This window comes from Nocardia kruczakiae NBRC 101016, assembly GCF_001612965.1.
GTDB lineage: Bacteria > Actinomycetota > Actinomycetes > Mycobacteriales > Mycobacteriaceae > Nocardia > Nocardia kruczakiae.
The window spans coordinates 1-21,947 of record NZ_BDBL01000069.1 but is presented as its reverse complement, the minus strand read 5'-3'; the positions used below and the strand labels follow the sequence as shown (position 1 = coordinate 21,947).

The 21,947-nt window shown below is 68.3% G+C and carries 19 protein-coding genes; 9 read left to right on the top strand and 10 right to left on the bottom strand.

Going from position 1 to position 21,947, the window contains the following annotated elements; all coding sequences use genetic code 11:
• Nucleotides 1–84: 84 nt before the first annotated feature.
• The gene (locus NK1_RS31950) at nucleotides 85–648 is read left to right on the top strand and encodes a TetR/AcrR family transcriptional regulator (RefSeq protein WP_063014791.1); all 564 of its coding nucleotides are present in this window, start codon (nucleotides 85–87) and stop codon (nucleotides 646–648) included.
• A 55-nt stretch (nucleotides 649–703) separates the two neighbouring features.
• On the opposite strand, the gene NK1_RS31945 is transcribed toward NK1_RS31950, so the two are convergent.
• On the bottom strand, nucleotides 704–1,585 hold the full coding sequence (locus NK1_RS31945) for an SMP-30/gluconolactonase/LRE family protein (protein WP_063014789.1): 882 nt from the start codon (nucleotides 1,583–1,585) through the stop codon (nucleotides 704–706).
• 562 nt (nucleotides 1,586–2,147) lie between these two features.
• Between NK1_RS31945 and NK1_RS31940 the strand changes: the two genes are divergently transcribed.
• Together NK1_RS31940 and NK1_RS31935 are read left to right on the top strand one after the other, a co-directional pair.
• Complete coding sequence (locus NK1_RS31940) at nucleotides 2,148–3,779, top strand: GMC family oxidoreductase (protein WP_063014787.1); 1,632 nt, start codon at nucleotides 2,148–2,150, stop codon at nucleotides 3,777–3,779.
• On the top strand, nucleotides 3,776–5,275 hold the full coding sequence (locus NK1_RS31935; protein WP_063014785.1) for an aldehyde dehydrogenase family protein: 1,500 nt from the start codon (nucleotides 3,776–3,778) through the stop codon (nucleotides 5,273–5,275). The genes NK1_RS31940 and NK1_RS31935 overlap by 4 nt, the downstream gene beginning before the upstream one ends.
• Before the next feature lie 70 nt (nucleotides 5,276–5,345).
• Here the strand turns inward: NK1_RS31935 and NK1_RS31930 are convergent, their stop codons facing one another.
• From NK1_RS31930 to aceA, 4 genes are all read right to left on the bottom strand, one after another.
• Nucleotides 5,346–5,543 (bottom strand): Rv0909 family putative TA system antitoxin, encoded by a 198-nt coding sequence (locus NK1_RS31930; protein WP_063014783.1) that lies wholly within the window; start codon nucleotides 5,541–5,543, stop codon nucleotides 5,346–5,348.
• A 43-nt stretch (nucleotides 5,544–5,586) separates the two neighbouring features.
• Nucleotides 5,587–7,914: a 5-methyltetrahydropteroyltriglutamate--homocysteine S-methyltransferase gene (metE, locus tag NK1_RS31925; protein WP_063014782.1), complete on the bottom strand. Its 2,328-nt coding sequence runs from the start codon at nucleotides 7,912–7,914 to the stop codon at nucleotides 5,587–5,589.
• 333 nt (nucleotides 7,915–8,247) lie between these two features.
• Nucleotides 8,248–9,120, bottom strand: coding sequence for a 3-hydroxybutyryl-CoA dehydrogenase (locus NK1_RS31920; RefSeq protein WP_063014780.1), 873 nt, complete (start codon nucleotides 9,118–9,120; stop codon nucleotides 8,248–8,250).
• Between the two features lie 309 nt (nucleotides 9,121–9,429).
• A complete protein-coding gene (gene aceA / locus NK1_RS31915; RefSeq protein WP_030518801.1) occupies nucleotides 9,430–10,722 on the bottom strand; it encodes an isocitrate lyase in 1,293 nt (430 codons plus the stop codon).
• A gap of 504 nt (nucleotides 10,723–11,226) precedes the next feature.
• Between aceA and NK1_RS31910 the strand changes: the two genes are divergently transcribed.
• A complete protein-coding gene (locus NK1_RS31910) occupies nucleotides 11,227–12,372 on the top strand; it encodes a lipase family protein (RefSeq protein WP_063014778.1) in 1,146 nt (381 codons plus the stop codon).
• Between the two features lie 201 nt (nucleotides 12,373–12,573).
• Entirely contained in the window at nucleotides 12,574–13,575 is a 1,002-nt protein-coding gene (locus NK1_RS31905) for an XdhC family protein (RefSeq protein ID WP_063014776.1), read from the top strand.
• Nucleotides 13,576–13,598: 23 nt separating this feature from the next.
• On the opposite strand, the gene NK1_RS31900 is transcribed toward NK1_RS31905, so the two are convergent.
• The 5 genes from NK1_RS31900 to NK1_RS31880 all read right to left on the bottom strand — a co-directional run bounded on the left by NK1_RS31900 (nucleotide 13,599) and on the right by NK1_RS31880 (nucleotide 18,255).
• The gene (locus NK1_RS31900; protein ID WP_063014774.1) at nucleotides 13,599–14,105 is read right to left on the bottom strand and encodes a hypothetical protein; all 507 of its coding nucleotides are present in this window, start codon (nucleotides 14,103–14,105) and stop codon (nucleotides 13,599–13,601) included.
• A 205-nt stretch (nucleotides 14,106–14,310) separates the two neighbouring features.
• Complete coding sequence (locus NK1_RS31895) at nucleotides 14,311–15,255, bottom strand: hexose kinase (protein WP_063014772.1); 945 nt, start codon at nucleotides 15,253–15,255, stop codon at nucleotides 14,311–14,313.
• Nucleotides 15,252–16,409, bottom strand: a complete 1,158-nt coding sequence (gene nagA, locus NK1_RS31890; RefSeq protein WP_063014770.1) for an N-acetylglucosamine-6-phosphate deacetylase — start codon at nucleotides 16,407–16,409, stop codon at nucleotides 15,252–15,254. Before nagA ends, NK1_RS31895 begins: the two co-directional genes overlap by 4 nt.
• A complete protein-coding gene (locus tag NK1_RS31885; RefSeq protein ID WP_063014768.1) occupies nucleotides 16,406–17,329 on the bottom strand; it encodes an ROK family protein in 924 nt (307 codons plus the stop codon). Before NK1_RS31885 ends, nagA begins: the two co-directional genes overlap by 4 nt.
• A complete protein-coding gene (locus tag NK1_RS31880; protein WP_063014803.1) occupies nucleotides 17,326–18,255 on the bottom strand; it encodes an SIS domain-containing protein in 930 nt (309 codons plus the stop codon). The genes NK1_RS31885 and NK1_RS31880 overlap by 4 nt, the downstream gene beginning before the upstream one ends.
• 134 nt (nucleotides 18,256–18,389) lie before the next feature.
• On the opposite strand from NK1_RS31880, the gene NK1_RS31875 reads away from it, so the two are divergent.
• From NK1_RS31875 to NK1_RS31860, 4 genes are all read left to right on the top strand, one after another.
• A complete protein-coding gene (locus NK1_RS31875; protein WP_063014801.1) occupies nucleotides 18,390–19,634 on the top strand; it encodes an extracellular solute-binding protein in 1,245 nt (414 codons plus the stop codon).
• Nucleotides 19,631–20,527 (top strand): carbohydrate ABC transporter permease, encoded by an 897-nt coding sequence (locus NK1_RS31870; RefSeq protein WP_063014766.1) that lies wholly within the window; start codon nucleotides 19,631–19,633, stop codon nucleotides 20,525–20,527. Before NK1_RS31875 ends, NK1_RS31870 begins: the two co-directional genes overlap by 4 nt.
• A complete protein-coding gene (locus NK1_RS31865) occupies nucleotides 20,524–21,375 on the top strand; it encodes a carbohydrate ABC transporter permease (protein ID WP_063014764.1) in 852 nt (283 codons plus the stop codon). Before NK1_RS31870 ends, NK1_RS31865 begins: the two co-directional genes overlap by 4 nt.
• 334 nt (nucleotides 21,376–21,709) lie before the next feature.
• Nucleotides 21,710–21,947: DNA-directed RNA polymerase subunit beta (locus NK1_RS31860; RefSeq protein ID WP_157104548.1), on the top strand; the 238-nt coding region annotated here is incomplete at its 3' end.

The following is a 21,947-nucleotide window of genomic DNA, read 5'->3' as shown; positions in this document are numbered from 1 at the left end:
CCGAGAACCATACAATCGTTTCAAACGGTTGTCACAAACATTTGTTTGAAACATGCGTCAGCGAGCGCTTGCTACCCTGCCGACGTGGGAACACGTGAGGATCTGCTCTCAGCCGCCAAACACTGCCTGGCCGAACGCGGCTACGCCCGGACCACGGTGCGCGATATCGTCGCCGCCTCGGGCAGCAATCTCGCCGCGATCAACTACCACTTCGGCACCCGCGACGCCCTGCTCACCCAGGCCATGATCGAATCGTCCGCCGAGGCCGTGCAGCAGATCCTCGACGCGCTCGCCGAGAGCAGCGAACCGCATCCGGCCGAGCGGCTGCTCACTTTCCTGAGGCGTCTGATCGCCACCTTCACCGACCAGCGGGCGCTGTGGGCGGCCAATATCGAAAGTCTCGCCCAGGCATTGCATTCCGGTGAGGTCAAGGCCGACATCGCGGCCAAACAGCGCGAGGGAAAGGCGGCACTGACTCGAATGTTGTTGCCCGCCAGGGATATCGAGGACGACGATGGCGGTCCGATCGGTGTACTGCTCTGGACGCTGCTCGACGGTCTGCTCGTCCAGTGGTTGCTGGACCCGAAGTCCGCCCCCTCGGCCGAGCAGCTCGTCGCCGGTCTGCGCATCCTCGCCCCGATGCTGTAGCCGCCGGGAAGGAAGCGGCCGTCGACGAATCGCGCCGGTCACGGCCGGCATCCGGTCACGCGCCGAGGACCACGCGAAACACACTCCCCGTTCCCGTGGTGACCAGCAGCGCACGGTCGTCGGTGGGGATTCTCGAGACCGAGGTGGCCGGCACGCCCAGGTCGGCGACCGTGCAGACCCCGCCGGTGGCCGGGTCGACGCGGACCACGCGAGCGGTCGTGGTCGCGACGTAGAGCATGCCGTCCGGGCCCACGGTGAGATCGTCGGGCAGGGCGGTCAGCGGGAGAGCATCGACGGTGACCGAGGCGACGGTCGTCTGCGCCTGCGGAGTGTCGACGGGGATGCGGACGATGCGGCCGTCGAGGCTCTGATAGAGAGTCGCGTAGAGCGAATCACCCTGCAACACAATGCCGTTCACGCCGGATTCCGCCGCGCGCGCGGTCCAGTCCGCGTCGACGGAGCCGCCGGGCCGCACCTTCACCACGCCGTGCGCGGTATCGGCGACATACAGATTGCCCGCCCCGTCGAAGGTCGCGCCGTTGGCCATACCGAGACCGGAGACGTAGACCTGCGGCATCGGATGGTCGGCGCCGGGATCGAACCGCACGACACCGGAGTTGTGCGCGCCGGGCAGCAGTCCGGCCGACGAGTCACCGAAGACGACGTACAGCGCACCGTCGGGCCCGAGCCGGATCGCGCCGGGCGCGTCCACCGGCACCTCCGCGGTGACATGGCCCGCGGAATCATAGCGCTGCACCACATTTCGGAAGACCCGCGAAACCCAGAGGTTGCCTCGGGCGTCGTAGCCGAGGTTCTCCGCGAAATCCAGCAGCGGTGCCGAGGTGGGCAGCACCTGCTCCACCGATGCGGACGCGCAGCCGAGCGGCGCGGCGTGCACCGGGGCGAGCGCGGCCGGAACCACGGCCGCGGCGCTCACCCACACTGTCGCGAGAACACCGACACCCGCAACATGTCCGTCACCGTTCGCACCGCCTCGACCGAGCCGAGAGATCCGTCGAAGGCCGCGGCGTGCACCCCACGGGAACGAACCACCCATCACGGCCCTCCTGCCGTTCGCCTGCGTACCCGTGCGACCGTCTTCGCGCCCGGGCGTCGACGCCGCCCGACCGGTCGGCGGGTCCGGCCGAATCCTACGTGCCGCGGTCCGCATAGTCCCGGGCTCGCGCACACCGACCACACCCACACCGCAGCCCGCCACAACACGGTGGTACGGGCCGCAGTCCCGCTCATATCCGTCGCGTATCCTGTAATCGACTGTGTACCTTGATATTCCGAGGCGCAACGACCCAGCGCCCGCGCTTCGCACGACCCCGCCGGCTCCCGCCCCGATTCGCTACCACCGAACTCCGCTCCCGACCGCCCCGCACAGCGTAAGGTCGACCCTGGAACCGGGTCCGGGACGGTCTCTACGGCTATCACCGCAGGTCGGCCCGGCCGGATCCGTGTCGGTGTTCGGTAACCGTGCTGGAGGTCCTCGCGTGCCCGACCGTGAATCGTTCGACTACATCATCATCGGAGCGGGGAGCGCGGGCTGCGTCCTCGCCCGTCGCCTCACCGAGGATCCCCAGGTCTCGGTCCTGCTGCTGGAGGCCGGTCCCGAGGACCGCGCCGACGAGATCAAGATACCGGCGGCCTGGGGCAAACTGATTCGCACCCAATGGGATTGGCGATACGAGACCACACCGCAGAAACATCTCGGCGGTCAGCGCGCGTACTGGCCGCGGATGAAGGCGCTGGGCGGCTGCTCGTCGATGAACGCGATGATCTTCATCCGCGGCAATCGCGCCGACTACGACGGCTGGCGGCGCGACTTCGGCGCGGTCGGCTGGAGCTACGAGGACGTTCTGCCCTATTTCGTGCGGTCGGAGACCAACACCGGCCTGCGTTCGCCGTATCACGGCACCGACGGCCCGCTGCACGTCGAGAACCGCCGTTTCACCCACGAGCTGACCGATGCCTGGATCGCCGCCGCCGCGGCCGCGGGCCTGCCCCGCACCGACGACTTCAACGGCGCGACGCAGGAGGGTGTGGGCCGCTACCAGGTCACCCATCGCAACGGCCGCCGCTGGTCCACCGCCGACGGCTATCTGCGCCCGGCGCTGGACCGGCCGAATCTGACGGTGCGGACCGAGGCACACGCCACCGCGCTGGTACTCGACGGCACCCGCGCGGCCGGCGTCACCTATCGCCGCCACGGCAGCGAGCACACGGTGTACGCCGAGGCCGAGGTACTGCTGTCCGGCGGCGCGGTCAATTCGCCGCAGTTGCTGATGCTCTCCGGCATCGGGCCCGCGGCGCATCTGCGCGAGCTGGGCATCGATGTGGTGGTGGATCTGCCGGGCGTCGGCGAGAACCTGCACGACCACCCGGTGACCCCGATTCTGTGGCGCACCCGCGGCGTCTCCGATCTCGCCGATTTCGAGACCCCGTTCCGGCTCGCGCAGTGGCAGGCCCTCGGTCGTGGGCCGCTGACCTCCAATGTCGGCGAGGGCGGCGGATTCGTGCGCACCCGCGAGGGCCTCGAAGGTCCCGACATCCAGTACCACGTCGCTCCGACAGCGTTCTACGACAACGGTTTTCACGAGAACATCGCGCCGATGTTCACCGCCGGGCCGACGCTGGTCGACGTGCACAGCCGCGGCCGGTTGCGGTTGCGGTCGGCCGATCCGCTGTGGAAGCCGGAGATCGATCCGGCCTACTTCTCCGACCCGCGCGATGCGGATGCCCTGCTCGCCGGCTGCCGGCAACTGCTCGAGATCGCGCGGCAGCAGCCGCTGGCCGCCCACCTCGACCGCTCCTACCTGCCCGAAGACGCCGATCGGATCGACGAGGACGGCTGGCGGGCCCATATCGCCCGCTGGACGCAGACGCTGTTCCACCCCGTCGGCACCTGCGCCATGGGCACCGGCGAGACCGCGGTGGTCGACCCCGAACTGCGCGTCCACGGCGTCGACGGCCTGCGCGTGGTCGACGCCTCGGTCATGCCCCGCATCGTCCGCGGCAACACCAACGCGCCGACCGTCATGATCGGCGAGAAGGCGGCCGATCTGATCCGCGGCCGCACCCCGTCATCCACCACCGGCACCGCGACGAAGGAGGCCACCCGATGACGACAGTGAACGAGATCCGCGAGATCGACACGCACGCCACCTTCGACGTGCACGATCCCGGTACCGGCGAGGTGGTGGGCACCTACCCGATCCACACCGAGGCCGACGTCGAGGCGGCGGTGGCCCGCGCCCGCACGGCATTCGACTGGTGGTCCGGGCTCGACTACGCCGAACGGGCCCGGCGCCTGGCCGGATTCGCCGGTCTGCTGGCCCGGCGGATGCGGCAGCTGGCCGCGGTGATGCACGACGAGACCGGCAAGCCGTATTCCGATGCCGCGCTCGAGGTGGCGCTGAGCCTCGACCACCTGAAGTGGGCGGGCCGCAACGCTCCGAAGGTGTTGGGCCGCAAGAACGCCCGGGTGGGACTGCTCACGATCAACCAGGCGGCATCGGTGGAGTACAAGCCGCTCGGCGTCATCGGCGTGATCGGCCCCTGGAACTACCCGGTGTTCACGCCGCTGGGTTCGATCGTCTACGCGCTGGCGGCGGGTAACGCCGTGGTGTTCAAACCCAGCGAATACTCCCCCGGCGTCGGGCGCTGGCTGGTCGACATGTTCGCCGAGGTCGTCCCGGAACAGCCGGTGCTGCAACTGATCACGGGCGAAGGGCCGACCGGTGCCGCATTGTGCCGATCGGGTGTGGACAAGATCGCGTTCACCGGCTCCACGGCCACGGCCAAGAAGGTGATGGCGGCCTGCGCCGAAAGCCTCACGCCGCTGGTCGCCGAATGCGGTGGCAAGGATGTGCTACTCGTCGACGCCGACGCCGATCTGGACGCCGCGGCCGACGCCGCGCTGTGGGCCGGGATGGCCAATGCCGGCCAGTCCTGTATCGGCACCGAACGGGTCTACGTCCACGAGCGCGTCTACGACACCTTCGTCGAGACCTTGGTGACGAAGGCGAAACAGCAACGCGCGGGTATCGATTCGGGCGCCAAGATCGGCCCCATCACGATGCCCAAGCAGCTCGAGGTGATCCGCCGCCACATCGAGGACGCCGTCGCGCGGGGCGGACGGGCGCTGACCGGCGGCGCCGACGCCATCGTCGGGCAGGTGGTGCAGCCGACCGTGCTGGTCGACGTGCCCGAGGACGCCCCGGCCGTCACCGAGGAAACCTTCGGGCCCACCGTCACCGTCGCGAAGGTGCCCGATATGGATACCGCGATCGCCCGCGCCAACGACAGCCGCTACGGGCTGTCCGCGGCCGTGTTCTCGAAGGCGCGCGGGCGGGAACTGGCCGACCGGCTGCGCACCGGAATGGTCAGCGTCAACGCGGTTTTCACCTTCCCGCAGATTCCGTCGCTGCCCTTCGGCGGCGTCGGCGACTCGGGCTTCGGCCGCATCCACGGGCCCGACGGTTTGCGGGAATTCACCTACGCCCACGCCGTCGCGCGGCAGCGCTTCCCCTCGCTGCTCGCCCTGACGACCTTCGATCGCACACAGAAGGCCGACGACACCATGGCGACCCTGATGGCGCTGCTGTTCGGCCGGCACTGATTCCACACAGCACGAAGGCCACGTCCGGCGCGGAGCCGGGCGTGGCCTTCGCCCGTACGACCTGTGTGGACTACTTCCCGGTCTGCTCGTGCAGCGCCTTCTTCGCGGCCTGCTGCGCGGCGTCGACCTGCTTTTCGAACTTGCCGCTGGTCTGCTTGTCGACCAGATCGCCGACCTTGTCGATCATCGGGTCGAGTTTGTCGGCATTCTTGGCCGCCAGGTCGGCTGCCTTACCGGCGGCATCCTTGAGCTGGTCGAACATACCCATGAGCGGTTCTCCTGATCTCGAAACAGTATTCGTAGGCTAACGCCTATTCAGCCGCTTCGGCGCGGCGCCGCACCCGGCGAGCCGCGGCGACCATATTGCGCAGCGACGGGTCCAGCTGCCAATAGTGACGGGTCTTCAAACCACCGTCCGGATTCGCCCACAGCCGCTGCGGTGTCACGGCTTCGGCTGCGGCGGTGAGCAATTCGTCGATCTCATCGATGTCGGGAATGCGCGCCGAACGGCTCTCGTACACACCCGGACCCACCCCGTGGCTCAGGCCGTGCCCCTCCTCGACATCCTCGGTCAGCGCCTTGAGCACCCATTCCAGCGAGCGGGTCGCGACGATGGCGGTGACGTCGGCGTCGAGTTCCTCGATGGCACGCACGATTTCGGAGCGGGCCGAATAGGCGATGTGGGTGTGGATCTGGGTGTCGGGCCGCACCCCGGAGGTCGCCAGCCGGAACGCGTTGACCGCCCAGCGCAGATATTCGGTGCGCCCGTCGGGTCGCAGCGGCAGCAGCTCGCGGACCGCCGGTTCGTCGACCTGGATGATCGCCACGCCGGCCTTCTCGAGATCGGCCAGTTCGTCGCGGATCGCGAGCGCCACCTGATCGGCGGTCTCGTACAGCGGCTGGTCCTGGCGCACGAACGAGCGGGCCACCATCGTCACCGGACCGGTCACGATGCCCTTCACCGGTTTGTCGGTGAGCGACTGCGCGTAGGTGATCCACTCCACCGACATCGGCTTCGGCCGCGACACGTCGCCGTAGATGATCGGCGGCCGCACACACCGCGAGCCGTAGACCTGTACCCAGCCGAAGTGGGTGGTGGCGAAACCGTCGAGCAGTTCGGCGAAGTACTGGATCATGTCGTTGCGTTCGTGCTCACCGTGCACGAACACGTCGAGACCGATGTCCTCCTGCAGGCGGATGGTCGACTCGATCTCGGCCTCGATCCGCTTGCGGTACTCCTCGTAGGACAGCCGGCCTTCGCCCAGGTCGTAGCGGGCCTGGCGCACCGCGTCGGTCTGCGGGAAGGAACCGAGCGTGGTCGCCGGAACCAGCGGCAAATTCAGCCGCTCCCGCTGCGCCTTGGCGCGCACCTCGTACGGTTCACGCTCCCGCATCTGCGGGGTCACCGCGTAAACCCGTTGCCGCACAGCATGTTTCTGCTTGAAGTGCACGGAGGTCGGCCGCTTGGCCCACTTCGCTGCGGTCTCGCCCCCTTCCCCGCCCCGATGCGCTTCCGTCAGCGCCTTCGCCAGCGAAACGACCTCGAGCACCTTCTGTTTCGCGAAGGCGAGGCGGTCGGCGACATTGCCCTCGATGTCGTATTCGACCAGCAGGTCGTAGGGCACGTGCAGCAGCGTGGTCCCGGTGGACACGACGAGGTCCGGGCACACCTTCGACAGCGCGTTGAGGTATTCCAGGGTGACCAGCCGGTCGGCGCGCCACACGTTGGTGCCGCTGATCACGCCGGCGTAGAGCCGCTTGCGCCGGATTCCGGGAATCTCGGCGAGTTCCTCGGGCCGGGTGCGGTGGCTGGCCAGGTCCAGACCGATCGCCTCCACCGCGGTACCCGCCAGAATCCGCACGGCCTCGGCGAAATCGCCGTACTGGCCGGTGACCAGGATGCGGGGACGCAGCGCGGCCGTCGACAGTCGCTGATAGGCCCGCTCGAACGCGGCCAGCTCCTCCGGGCTGCGCTCACTGGTGAAGCACGGCTCGTCGAACTGCACACAGGTGGAACCGCGCTTGGCCAGGATCTCGAGCAACTGTTCGTAGACCGGCAGCAGTTTGTCCAGCAGGGTCAGCTTGTCGAATTCGGTCTCACCCGGCACCTGCCCGGCCTTCGACAGCAGCAGCAGCGACAACGGGCCCAGCACCACCGGCCGCAGTTCGATACCGCGGTCCATCGCCCGATCCCACTCCTCCAGCAACGCCTCGGGATGCAGCGAGAATTCGGTATCGGCGTCGAGTTCGGGCTGACGGTAGTGGTAGTTGGTGCCGAACAGCCGCACCAGCTCCAGCGGCGGCAGATCGGGCCGCCCGCGCGCCATCAGGAAGTAGAAGTCCAGCGGGTGCAGCTCCTCGCGATACGGCTCGAACCGCTTCGGGACCGCGCCGAACAGCAGCGCGTTGTCGAGGATGTGGTCGTAGAAGGAGAAGGTGTTACCGGGTACCTGCGTCAGTCCGGTCGCGGCCAGCTCGGAGAACTGGGTGTCCTGGATGTCGCGCCCGACCGCGAGCAACTCCTCGCGGGACAGGGTGCCGTGCCAGTAGGACTCCAGTGCGCGCTTGAGCTCCCGGTGCGGACCGATCCGCGGGTAACCCAGGATGCTCGATCCGAAACCGTCGGTGACGTTGACCATGAGCGGGACTCCCTTTCGAGCTGCGGTCGAGGACCTCACTGCAGCTTATGCCCGGTAACAGTGATACCCGCCGCGCGAGGCGGAGGGTACAGCTGGTGTGGATGAAGTTGTGGATGGATATCGGACCCGCGCTACTCGCGTACTCCGACCAGCGACGGAAACCGGAGGCCACCTCCCTCGCACCCCGCACGGAGCGAGTCTTACGAGCGACCGTTCGCGGCGCGGAGCGAGGCCGAAAAACACAGCGCGAACATTTCCGAGACGGTAGACGCGAAGGGCCTCGCGGACCGGGCGATGTCCATGCCGCGGCTTCCGAGCCGACGGTCCCTGCGCTTACCCCCGGTTGTACTGGTAGAAGCCCGCCCCCGTCTTCTTACCGAGCAGCCCGGCCTCGACCATGCGCATGAGCAGCGGCGGCGCCGAGTAGAGCGGCTCCTTGAATTCGGCGTACATGGAGTCGGCGATCGACTTCACCGTGTCGAGACCCACCAGGTCGGTCAGGGCGAGCGGACCCATGGGGTGGGCGCAGCCGAGGACCATCGCCTTGTCGACGTCTTCCTTGGTGGCGAAACCGGATTCGACCATGCGGATGGCCGAGAGCAGGTACGGCACGAGCAGCGCGTTGACGACGAAGCCGGAGCGGTCGGCGGAGCGCACGACCTGCTTGCCGAGGACCTCCCCCGCGAAGGCTTCGGCGCGCGCGGACACCGCTTCGCTGGTCTTGAGGGTGGTCACGAGTTCGATGAGCGGCAGCACCGGCACCGGGTTGAAGAAGTGCATGCCCACGACCCGCTCGGGGTTGTTGGTGGCGACGGCGATCTTCATGATCGGGATCGAGGATGTGTTGGAGGCCAGCACGGCATCCGGGTCGGTGACGACCTTGTCGAGCTCGCTGAAGATCGCGGTCTTGACGTCTTCGCTCTCGACGACGGCCTCGACGACCAGTTGCCGGTCGGCGAAGTCACCCAGGTCGGAGGTGAACCGCAGCCGCCAGGCGGCCTGTTCGCGCTCGCGCTCGGTGATCTTGCCGCTGCTCACACCGCGATCCAGGGACCGCAGAATGCGGGCGCGGCCGGCGGCGGCCAGTTCCCGGGTCTGTTCGAACACGAGCACATCGACATGCGCCCGGGCGCAGACCTCGGCGATTCCGGCGCCCATCTGTCCGGCGCCGATGATTCCGACGCGCTGAATCTTTTCGCTGCTCACGTCCCGCTCCTGCTGGTTGTGTGGCGGTGGATTGGGTGAAGGGACTCGCACCCTTCGGTCACTTCAGTTATAGGGAAAAGCCCTCCCCGCCGGGGCTGTTCGACGGGAAGGGCTTCGGACACTCGTTGCAGGAGTGCCCATGTCAGGTGGTGAAATACCCGGTTCTTGCGAAATCGGACAACCGATTTCGCAAGAACGTGGGTAACTCACCGGGTACGGCCAAAACTCGAGGCCATACCCACCGCCGGCCGCGTACACGACCGGCGCGGCTCCCAGTCCGGCTAAAAGACTCGGAGAGGCGGACCAGCCTCAGTGGAACTGGCCCTCTTCGGTGGAGCCCTTCAGGGCCGCCGTCGAGGTGTTCGGGTCCACGGTGGTGGCGATGGTGTCGAAGTAGCCGGCACCGACCTCACGCTGGTGCTTGATGGCGGTGAAGCCACGCTCGGCGGCGGCCTTGAACTCGCGCTCCTGCAGGTCGACGAAGGCGGTCATACCCTCGCGGGCGTAGCCGTAGGCCAGGTCGAAGGCCGCGTAGTTGAGCGAGTGGAAGCCCGCCAGGGTGATGAACTGGAACTTGAAGCCCATCGCGGCCAGCTCGCGCTGGAACTTCGCGATGGTGGCGTCGTCCAGGTGCGCCTTCCAGTTGAACGACGGCGAGCAGTTGTAGGCCAGCAGCTGGTCCGGGAACTCGGACTTGACGCCCTCGGCGAACTTCCGCGCGACCTCGAGGTCCGGAATACCGGTCTCCATCCAGATCAGGTCGGAGTAGGGGGCGTAGGCCTTGGCACGCGCGATGCAGGGCTCGATGCCGTTCTTGACGTGGTAGAAGCCCTCGGCGGTGCGCTCACCGGTGATGAACGGACGGTCGCGCTCGTCGACGTCGGAGGTGATCAGGGTGGCGGCCTCGGCATCGGTGCGGGCGATGACGACGGTCGGGGTGTCGGCGACGTCGGCGGCCAGGCGAGCCGAGGTCAGGGTGCGGATGTGCTGCTGGGTGGGGATCAGCACCTTGCCACCGAGGTGGCCGCACTTCTTCTCCGACGCCAGCTGGTCCTCCCAGTGGGTACCGGCGGCACCCGCGGCGATCATGGCCTTCTGCAGCTCGTAGACGTTCAGCGCGCCACCGAAGCCGGCCTCACCGTCGGCGACGATCGGCACGACCCAGTTGTCGACGGAGGTGTCGCCCTCGACCTTGGCGATCTCGTCGGCGCGCAGCAGCGCGTTGTTGATGCGGCGCACGACCGACGGCACCGAGTTGGCCGGGTACAGCGACTGGTCGGGGTAGGTGTGCCCGGACAGGTTCGCGTCACCGGCGACCTGCCAACCGGACAGGTAGATGGCCTTCAGGCCGGCACGCACGGCCTGCACGGCCTGGTTACCGGTCAGAGCGCCGAGCGAGTGGATGTACTCGCCTTCGGCGTTGACGCCCTCCCACAGCAGCTCCGCACCCCGGCGGGCAAGCGTGTGCTCTTCCACGACATTGCCCTGCAGCTGCACGACCTGCTCGGCCGTGTACTCGCGGGTGATGCCCTTCCAGCGCGGGTTGGTGTCCCAGTCCTTCTGGATCTCCGCAGCGGTCTTCGGGGTGCCGACGTTCGACATCTGATGACTCCACTTCTTCGTTCGGTCTCGGTTGCCCCGCTCGCCGGACATCCGCGCCGACTACGGGTCGCGATGTCCGAACTCTGCTGGAGCGGCAATTTGCAGGGTTGCTATGCCCAACGGGTGTACTTCCACACGATGGCACAACTAAAAATTGCCGTCTACCTGTTGCAAGTGTGAATCTCCGCTAGCTTTGCGGGGGCCTTTGCTAACCCTGCAAAATTTGCCTGTTAATTGCACGCCTCACTTCTACTGACGAGTAGGGCTGACATGCGGTTTTACGTAACGCCCGTACTGTTTCAGTGAGCCTTACCACCGCGACGATTCGAGAGCACGCATTGCCGACTGTGAGGACCTTCACAAGCGAGGGCAGCCGCCCTCGGTGTGCGCCGCGCCACTCCCGGCTCCGTACGATTCGGACATACCTCGGCGGCTCGGCCGACCGGCTGCGACACTGATCGTCGTGCCCCGGGGGGTCGGCACCGGAACCCGGAAAGGAACACGATGCGCACACTGTGGACCGCGATCGCGGGCGTCGCCTGCTCCCTGGCACTGGCCGCGACGGCCACCGTGATCGAGGCGCCCGGCGCCGCGGCGGACACGCCGGCGGTGCAATCGGTGGAGCCGCTGTCCGCGGCGGCGACGCTGCCCGGCTCCGTGGATTCCCAGCGCATCCTCTATACGACGAGCACGGTCGGGAACCAGCCGGCGGTCGCGAGCGCCGCGGTGTACTTCCCGCCGGGACCGGCCCCGGCCGGCGGCTGGCCGGTCGTCGCGTGGGCGCACGGCACCGTCGGCCTGGGCGACGGCTGCGCCTACAGCGTCGCCGGCCCCGGCGATGTGGAGCGGGACTGGACTTATCTGGGCACCTGGCTGAAGCAGGGCTATGCGATCGTGGCCGCCGATTACGCGGGCCTCGGCACGCCCGGCGACCACCCGTACCTCAACGGCGTCGTCGAGGCGCACAACGTGGTGGACGCCGTGCGAGCCGCCGTCGATCACTACTCGCAGCTGTCGCACAAATGGGTGGTGGTCGGCCAGTCGCAGGGCGGTGGCGCGGCGATGTTCACCGCGCGCTACGCGACCGAATTCGGCGGGCCGGAGCTGGACTACCGCGGGGCGGTCGGCACCGGTGTGCCGGCCTATATCGAGGACATCCTGATGCCACTGGGCCCGGGCATCCCGCCGGTGAAGCTGAGCCCGCACACCACCGGCTACGTGCTCTACATCCTCAACGGCCTGCGCACCACATTCCCCGAACTCGGCATCGAATCCTTTCTGAACGACTCGGGCCGGTACTGGCTCGATCGCGCGAAGGACGAATGTCTCCTGCCGCTCGGTGACGATCTGGCCGCCGCCGGTGTGGTGATCGGCGATCTGTTCACCCGCCCGTTGGCGCAGATTCCGGATCTGCACGGTTTGCTGGCCGGCTACCTCGGTTTGCCCGAAACCGGTTACGACAGGCCGCTTTTCATGGGCCAGGGCCTGCGCGACACCGATGTGATCACCCCCGAGACGCTGCGCTACGCGGGAGTTCTGACCGCCAACCGGCAGCCGCTGACCTTCCGGGTCTATCCCACCGATCACAGCGGCACGGTGAACGCCTCCCTCGTCGATTCGTTGCCGTTCGTTCGCGGCCTGTTCGCCTGACAGGACAATCCGGTCGGTTATTCGGTTGTGCTATGTCACAACCGGATTCCCGCGCCGATCGGTGCCCGTCGGGGAATTCCCATCACCGACACGACGCCGCGCACGAGAGCGGTTATCCTCGCCCTCACGTGTGACGATCTGGCGACGGGACGCGACGACCGGCGGGCCCGCCCACTCGCGCACGCTGATCGGGAGCATGTGATGCGTGACATCGTCGAGGACCTGCTACGGGTCTGGCACAGCGGCCGCACGGGCGGCCTGGCAACCCTGGTCCGCACCTTCGGCAACTCCCCCTTACCGGTGGGCTCGGCGATGCTCGTCGACCCCGACGGCGGTGTGCACGGATCGGTCTCCGACGGCTGCTACGAGGCGGCCGTCTACGAGGCCGCGGTGGAGGCCGCGCGCACCGGTCACCGGGAGTTGCGGCGTTTCGACGCGACCTCCGGATTCGAGGTGAGCGCCGAATGCGGGACCATCGACGTGTTCGTCGAACCGTTCTCCCGTAACGACTTTCCCGAATTCGCGGCGGTGGCCGGAGATATCGCCCGACACAAGCCGGTTACGGTGTTCACCGTCGTGTGGCACAACGATCCGGAGGTGATCGGCCAGCATCTGGTCACCGACCGCCGACACAACACCGAGCTGGTATCGCTGCCGGAATCGGATGTGTTCGTCTCCTCCCACACCGCGCCGCCGCGACTGATCATCTTCGGCGCCAACACCTTCGCCGCCGCGTTGACGACGCAGGCCCGGCTGCTGGGCTATCGGGTGACCATCTGCGATCCGCGCGAGGCCTTCGCCGTTCCCGCGTCGTTCCCGGGCGCGGAGGTGGTGGTGGACTGGCCGCACCGCTATCTCAACGCCCAGGCCGGCGCCGGGGCCATCGACCGCACCACCGCGATCGTCGCCGCGACCCAGGACCCGAAGTTCGAGATCCCCCTGCTCACCGTCGCGCTGCGGCTGCCCGAACTGGGCTATCTGGGTGCGCTCGGCTCGCATTCGGCACACGACCATCGGCTCGAGGCCTTGCAGGCCGGCGGATTCGGCGCCGACACCCTGGCACGGTTGCACGCACCGGCCGGCTTCGACATCGGCGCCCGCACTCCGATGGAACATGCCGTGGCGATCGCGGCCGAACTGCTCGCGGTGCGGTCCGCGGGGTCGCGCCGGACCCCGGCACACGCCACGGCTGCCGCCTCCTGATCGGCGCCGCGGGCCGGCGACTTCTAGGGTTCGAACCAGTCACGTGCCGAACGTCGCAGCAGCAACCCCGCGACCAGCACCGAGACCACGGGCCCGAGCCAGCCGGGCGGGCGGCCCACGACGATCGAGGGCACCGTCCACAGTGCGTTGAGTACGGCGAGCAGAACCGCGCCGATCCGGATGCTCGCGCCGACGGCGCCGAAGGCCAGGGCGACCGCGCCCAATACCCAGCTCACGATGAACGACAGCCCGGTGATCAGTGCGATATGCGAGCCGGACAGCCAGCCCGCGGTGACGGTGCAGCCGATGCCGACCGCGGCCAGTCCGAGCGCGAATACCTGCGCCGCCCGAACCGCGAAGGGCATCCGGTAGCCCGATACGTCGTCGGCCGGCGGTGCGGCGCCGGCCTCCGAGGCGGGAACGGACTCGCGGTCGAGGCCGGACTCGAGCACGGGGTCCGTGCCAGGCGGGAGGTCGCGGCCGGTGACCGGTTCGGGGGCGGCAGCGGGGTCGGGTACGGGGTCGGGCATCAGCTCACCTCTTCCGGAAACTCCGGTTCGACGATCCTCTGGTTCGGCGGTCCGAGGCGCCGACCATCGGCTTTCGGCGCGCAGACAACGACAAGCCCGCTCGAAATGTACCGCCCGGCGCCGCCCGCGCCGCCGCACCGGCGCGGCGCGGCGGAATACGTCGGCGGGGCCCTGACCCGATTCGCGCGGAGCCCGACCGGAGGCGTCAGCAGTCGCCGGCCGGATCGGCCAGCTTCTCGACCACGACCTGTGCGAGCACCCGCTGCCGCAGCGACAGATCGATCTCCCCGGCCACCGCCATCACCACCGCCGCCGCCGAGGTGGCAACCGCGTCGGCGAGTATCGCCGGCCACTCCGGCCGGTCGGGTCCGGCCAACGCGGCGATCACCGCGGCGGCCGCGGCATCACCGGCGCCGGTCGGATTACCGGACAGCGGCTCGGACAGGGCGGCCGACCACGCCCCGTCCGGAGTCACCGCGACCATGCCGTCCGCGCCGCGGGTCACGATCACCGCTGCCGCGCCCGCGTCCACCAGCGCGGCGGCCGCCGCGGCCACCTCCTCGGTCGTGGCCGGGTGCGTGCCGGTCAGTCCCGTGAGCTCATCCAGGTCCGGCATCAGGATCACCCCGGGCACCCGGGCGGCGGCCTCGAGGGCGAGACCGTCCACGTCGCAGATCACCGGAACTCCGGCGTCGATGCCGATGCGGACCAGGTCGGCGGGCAACGACGCGCGTACGCCGCCGGGCAGCGATCCGGAGACGACGATGCCGCCGGCCTCACCGACCAGCCCGCCCACCCGCACCAGCAGTTGATCCACCGCATCCGGGTTGGTGAGCCGCGCGCCAGGTTCCCACAGCGAGGTCGCCGCACCGTTGTGGCATTCGCTGATCACGACGGTGCGGCGCACCCACGGCAGCGCGTGCACGAAATCCACCGGCAGTTCCCGTTCGGCGGCCGCGGAGAATGTGTGATCGGCGAAACCCGTTGCGCGCGAATATTTCCCGATCTGATTGAGCACACGGGTGACATTGATGCCCTTACCGCCGACACGCTGCTCGACGGACGAAACCCGATGCGCCCGTCCGGGTTCGAAGTTCTCGACGCGATAGGTCATATCGTAGGCCGGGTTCAGCGTCACGGTCAGAATCACTTCAACCACTGTCCTCGCCGCAGCACCGCGCGCAACTCCAGGTCCGAATCCACCACCAGTACGTCGGCGGACATCCCCGGCCGCAGATCACCGACCGCCGTCGCGCCGATCGCGGCCGCCGGTGTGGCCGCCGCCGCGCGCACCGCGTCGACCAGATCCACACCGCATTCGTGCACCGCCCAGCGCAGGCACTGCAATTGGGTCGCGGTCCCTCCGGCCAGCGCACCGCCCGGCACCCGCGCCACCCCCGCCTCCACCCGGACCGTCTGCGGCCCGAGGCGGTAGTCGCCGTCGGGCAGGCCCGCGGCCTGCATGGCATCGGTCACCAGCGCCACGCGGTGCCGAGCGGTCGCGAAAACCAGTGCCGCGAAACCCGTTTCGACGTGCACGCCGTCTCCGATCACCTCCACCACCACATCACCCCCGGCCGCGGCCACCAGCGCGGCGGCGACCGCGCCGGGCGCGCGATGATGCAGCGGCGCCATCGTATTGGCCAGATGCGTTACCAGCGTCCCGGATCCGCTGGGCGCCAGCGCTTCCCGGAACTGCTCGTATCCGGCATCGGTATGGCCGAGCGCCACCACCACGCCGTGCTCGGCGAGTTGCCCGGCGGCAGCGGCGAATCCGTGGCGTTCGGGAGCCAGCGTCATCACGCGCAGATATCCGCCCGCGGCATCGAGCAGGCGCCGGATCAGGCCTGGATCGGGGTCCAGCAGATAGCGGGGATCCTGGGCACCGCAGCGCTTTTCGGACAGAAACGGTCCTTCGACGTGAATTCCGGCGATCTCACCGCTCGCGGCCACCTCACGCAGCGCCGCGACCTGGGCCACCATCGTGTCGGGTGCGGCGGTGACGATGCTCGCCAGCACCGTCGTGGCTCCCTGCCGATGGTGATAGCGCGCCGCGGCGCGGGCCTGTTCGGGATCGGTGGTGTCGAATCGGTGGCCGAATCCGCCGTGGTTGTGGATGTCGACCAAGCCGGGCAGCAATGTGCCGAGATGCGGCGGCGGTTCGGCGCCCCGATTGCCGAACGTCCATTGCGCGACGGGCCGCACCGCCTCGATGCGCCCGTCCAGTATCTCGATCACCGCATCCTCGATGATCCCGGTCGAGGTGACCACGCGGCCGCGAAGCACCGGCTGCCCGTCGTTCATTCCAGGCCCCCCAGCCGGGCGTACCGGGCCGCCCCGACGAGCCCGGCCCGTGCACCGAAGGCGCCGGCGACGACCTCGGGCACCGGCGCCACCCGCACCAGCCGCTCCAGCCGTGCGCGCAGTCCGTCGATCAGCACCGGCCCGGCGCCGGCCAGTCCGCCGCCGATGACGATGCGCTGCGGGCAGACCGCGTGCACGACACCCAGGAGTCCGTCGGCCAGTGCGTCGATCGCGTCGTCGATCACCGCGCGGGCGTGCGGGTCGTCCGACGCGGCCGCGAAAACCGCCTCGGCGCCGTCGATGTCGCGACCGGTGCGCTCGCGGTAGACCCGAGCGATGGACGGCCCGGAAGCCACGGTTTCCACACAGCCGATATTCCCGCACGGACACCGCCGCCCGTCGCGGCGCACCGGAATATGCCCGTATTCACCGGCCTGCCCGGCGCCACCGCGCACGAGCCGGCCACCGACCGCCAGCGCCCCGCTGATGCCGGTGCCGAGATTCACCACCAGCACGTCGTCGGCGCCGCGCCCGGCGCCCAGGCGCCACTCCGCCCAGCCGGCCACGGCCACATCGTGTTCGATCAGCACCGGAAAACCCCACCGATCCTGGAAGCGGCTGCCCACCTTCACATCTCGCCAGCCGATATTGCTGCTGAACACCGCCACCGACCGTGCGGCGTCGACGATGCCCGGCAGTGCGATCGCCCCGCGACGCAGGCCGGCCCGCGTATCGGAGGAGACCTCGGCCAGCAATCGGTCACCGAGTTCGGCCATGGCGTCGAACGCCCGCTCGCCCTGCGGGGTGGGCACCGTCGCGGCGGCGGCGATCCGGCCGTCGGAGTCGCTGATCTCCGCCTTGATCGTGGTACCGCCGACATCCATGGCGAGGACCGGATCCAGCTTTTCCGCTTCCCTCATCGCAGGATCACCGATCGCCGGAGTCCGCGCGGATGATCGGGATCGACGCCCAGATCCGCGGCCCGCAGCAGGCACAGCCGGTGCACACGCACCAGCTCGGCCATCGGATCGATATCACGATGGTCGAAATGAGCTCCGGTAGTGAGTATTTCGTCGCGGAGCCCGGCGACGACGGGACCCAGCGCCCACACCGCACGTCCGGGAGCCGCGATACTGATGGGGCCGTGCCGGTATTCGTTCGCCGGATATCCTTCCGTCCAGGCTCGGCAGGATTCCCGCAATTTCAACCCGGCCTCGTCGGCCAGTGCCGCGGCGAAACCCGTTCCCACGAAGGTGATCTGCTCCGCGTGCCGGAGCGCGGCCGGCACACTCGACTCGGCGGCCTCGGCCAGGACCGCGCGAGCCTGTTCGATCGCCGGAGCGAGATCCTCCCCCAGATGCCACCGCAGGATCGCGAGAGCCGTTGTCGCGAAACGGGTTTGAACCACCGACCGCTCGTCGACCGCGTCGACCAGAATCGGATCGGCGAGCTCGAGGACCGGGGTGCCCGGGCTGGAGCAGATGACGGTACGCGCCGCCGCGGCAGGCATCGCCCGCATCGCGTCGACCACCTCGGTGGTGGTGCCGGAGCGGCAGATCACCAGGTAGCGGTCGTATTCACGACCGGTTCGCACCGCACTCGCCGGCCAGGCGTCGGTGAGACCGTGTCCGGCCGACTCCCGGAGTTCGGCGATCGCGCTCGCCATGAAATAGGAGGTGCCGCAGCCGACGACCGCCACCCGTTCACCGGGGTTCGGTAACAGCGTTCGATGCTCTGCCGCGACCTCCGCTGCCCATACCCAATCGTCGGGCTGGGTGGCCACCTCGGCGGCCAGATGGGGCCGGGGCGGATGCGTGCGATCAGAGCTCTCGGTGGAGGGCGGCACGGTCTCAGAATCGGACCCCGATTCGATCATGTCAACTAGATTGGACGAGCCGGACCGGTCACCACCCTCCGGCATCCGCCGATGTCCCGCGAATGCCGCGGGTGACGGTTGCACAGACGGAAAGGTTGACGCTGGTGTCCGGTCGGCCGCGCGCTGGATTCGCGCTCGCCGCGCTGCTCGTGGTGCTGTCGGTGGCCGTCGCCGCATGCGGTTTCCGGGGCCGCAGCGCCGACGATTCCGATCCGAACGCGCTGGCGCTGCTGGTGCCCGCCTACAGCGACGCGACCCGGGCGGAGTGGAGCACGATCATCGCGAACTTCCGCGCACAGAATCCGGCGATCACGATCCGTCTGCAGGTCGAATCGTGGGATTCGATCAACGAAGTGGTCCGCACCGATCTGCAGTCGGTGACCACCACCCCCGACATTCTCGGCATCGATGCCTACTCCGCCTATGCCACCGACGACATGCTCTATCCGGCAACCGATATCGCCGACCCGGCGGTCCTGCACGACATCGATCCCGGTTTCGCCCGCAACGCCTCCATCGACGGAACCCAGTGGGCGCTACCGCTGTTCGCCTCGACGCGCACGCTGTTCTACAACACCGATCTGTTCGCCCGCGCCGGCCTCCCCGCCCCGCCGCGCACCTGGTCCGAACTGCGGGAGGACGCGCACCGCATCCAGGCCCTCGGCGGCGGCATCTCCGGGTACGGCCTGCCACTCGGCAGCGAGGAAGCGCAGGGCGAGACGTCGATCTGGACCTTCGGCGCCGGCGGCAGCTGGTCCGAGGGCGCCACCCTCACCGTCGACACAGACGCCAATCTCGATGGGGTGCAGGCGATGTCGGCCCTGGCCGCCGCGGGTGACACTCAGCCGAATCCCGGCTCCACCGATCGCAAGGACGTGATCAATGCGTTCATCCAGGGCCGGATCGGCATGATCGAAGGTCTGCCGCCGGTGCTGGGCATGATCGACCGGCAGAATCCGGCGTTGCGCTACGCCACCGCACCGTCGCCGACGAAAACCGGTGCGCCCGTGACCCTCGGCGTCGCCGATCACCTGATGGCCTTTCGCAAACACGGCAACAAGCGGGCCGCGATCCGGCAGTTCCTGAACTACTTCTATTCGCCCGCGGTCTACGCCGATTTCGTACGGGCCGAACACTTCATCCCGATCACCGCGTCCGGTGCGCGCGCACTCGCACACGATCCGGTGACCGAGGCCTTCGCCGCCACCCTGCCGGTCGCCCGCTTCTACCCTTCCGCCGATCCGAAATGGGCCGCGGTCCAGGGCGCGATCCGCCAGCAGATGGGCACGGTGACACAGGGCGCGGACCCGGCAGAGGTCCTGCGCCGCATCGCACGGGCGGCGCGATGAACAGCCCACGTGGACGCGCCGGATCCGCGATCCGCGCCCTGCCGTGGATCGGCCCGGTGATCATCCTGATCGCCGCCGTGGTCGCATTTCCCGCCGGGTACATGATGTGGACCAGCACCCGCGACCTCAGCCCCTACGGTCGCGATCGCGGCTTCGCCGGGACGGCCAACTTCCGCCGGCTGTTCGGCATCGAGGAACTGGGCAGCGTCCTCGGCCACACCGTCGTCTGGGTCGTCGCCGTCGTGCTGATCACGCTGGTGCTCTCGGCGGGTCTGGCGCAGTTTCTGGCCGAGGACTTTCCCGGCCGCACCCTGATCCGGCTGGCGATCCTGGTGCCGTGGGCGGCCTCGGTGGTCATGACCACGAGCATCTTCGCGTATCTGCTGGATCCGGAGGTCGGCCTCGCCAATCGCCTCCTGGTCGATATCGGTGTGCTCGATCGCGGTTTCGGATTCACCAAGGAGCCGGGGCCGGCCTTCGCGGTGGCGATCGCGGTCGCGGTCTTCGTGTCGATCCCGTTCACCACCTATACGATTCTCGCCGGGCTGCACTCGATTCCGGTGGAAGTGGGCGAGGCCGGCCGGGTGGACGGCGCATCGGCCTGGCAACGCTATCGGTATCTGACGCTGCCGCAGCTGCGGCCGGCGATCGCGGTCGCCACCGTCGTCAACATCATCAACGTCTTCAATTCGCTGCCGATCCTGCAGGTGCTGACGGGCAGTATCGCCGGATTCTCCGCCGACACCACAACCACGTTGACCTACAAGCTGATTCGGCAGAATCAGCAGCTCGCCACCGCCGCGGCGATGAGCGTGCTGAACTTCGCACTGATCGCGGTGATCATCGCGGTCTACGTCAAACTGGTCCGGCCGACCGCGGAGGCCGACGCATGACCACCCGGGGGCGCACCCCGCGGAAACCGAAGCGGCGCTGGGGACTGACGGCGGCCGGCGTCGTGATCGCGGCCGTATTTCTCGTCCCGTACCTCGTGATGGTGCTGGGATCGCTGAAACCCCGGTCGGAGATCCTGCGCATTCCGCCGTCCTATCTGCCGCATCGATGGCGGCCCGGGAACTACGCCGATATGTGGCACACCCCGGAGACGCCGCTGCCGTTCAATATCGTCAGCACTCTCGCCATCGCCGTGCTCGCGACCCTGCTGGTGCTGGCGGTGGCCGTACCGGCCGCGTATCACACTGCGCGACGGCGGTTTCCGGGTAGAGCCGTCTTTCTCGGCGCGGTGCTGGTCACCCAGATGCTCCAGCCGGCGGTGCTCGTCACGGGCCTGATCCGGGAGTTCTTCGCCGTCGGCATCAACGACACCTGGTTCGCGATGATTCTGGTGAATGCGGCGTTCAACCTCTCGTTCGCGGTGTGGATCCTGCACAGCTTCTTCGCCTCCGTTCCGGTGCAGATCGAGGAAGCCGCGCAACTCGACGGATTGTCGCGGCCACACATTCTGTGGCGAATCAGCCTGCCGCTGGTATGGCCCGGAATTGTCACCGCGACGATTTTCGTCTTCGTCTCGTGCTGGAACGAATTCGCGGCGAGCCTGGTGGTATTGACCACGCCGGAAAATCAGCCGCTCTCGGTGGCGCTGACGAAATTCGTCGGCCAATACGACACCGCCTGGCAGTTCGTGTTCGCCATCTCCACCGTCGGCATCGTGCCGGTGGTCGCGCTGTTCGCACTCATCGAGAAGCGGCTGGTCGCGGGCCTGACCGCGGGAAGTGTGAAGTGACACGCACGACTCGCCGGCCCTGACGACAATCGACTTGACGAATCGCATATATGGCTGCCATTATAGAAGTGGGAAGACACCGAATATGCGGTGTCTGATTCTTGTCGTTCTCTCGACAATCTTCTTATTGCGGTGTACTTTGGGACCTCCCGCAGCCCGGATGCCCGCCAACTCTCGAAAATACGAATCAGCCGTGAACAGTGATGCAATCTGCGCGTCGCTGTCCATCGGCTCGGCCGAGGCATGTTCGGACGACATCCGGTGCGGATTGTGCAGACAGCCCCTACAGGACAAGCAGATCTCGTACCGGTCACCCGCGGCGTGACCACGCGAGGTGCTGGAAGGATGCGCCTTGACAATCTCGCAACGACTCTCGTTCGCGAAACTGACCGAACCCCTGGAGATTCCGGGGCTGCTCGAGGTTCAGACCGAATCGTTCGCCCGGCTGGTCGGAGCGCCCGAATGGCAGCGGCGCGCGGCCGCGCGCGGCGATGACACGATCGGCGGACTCGCGGAGGTGCTGGCCGAGATCAGCCCCATCGAGGACTTCTCCGAAACGATGTCGCTCACCC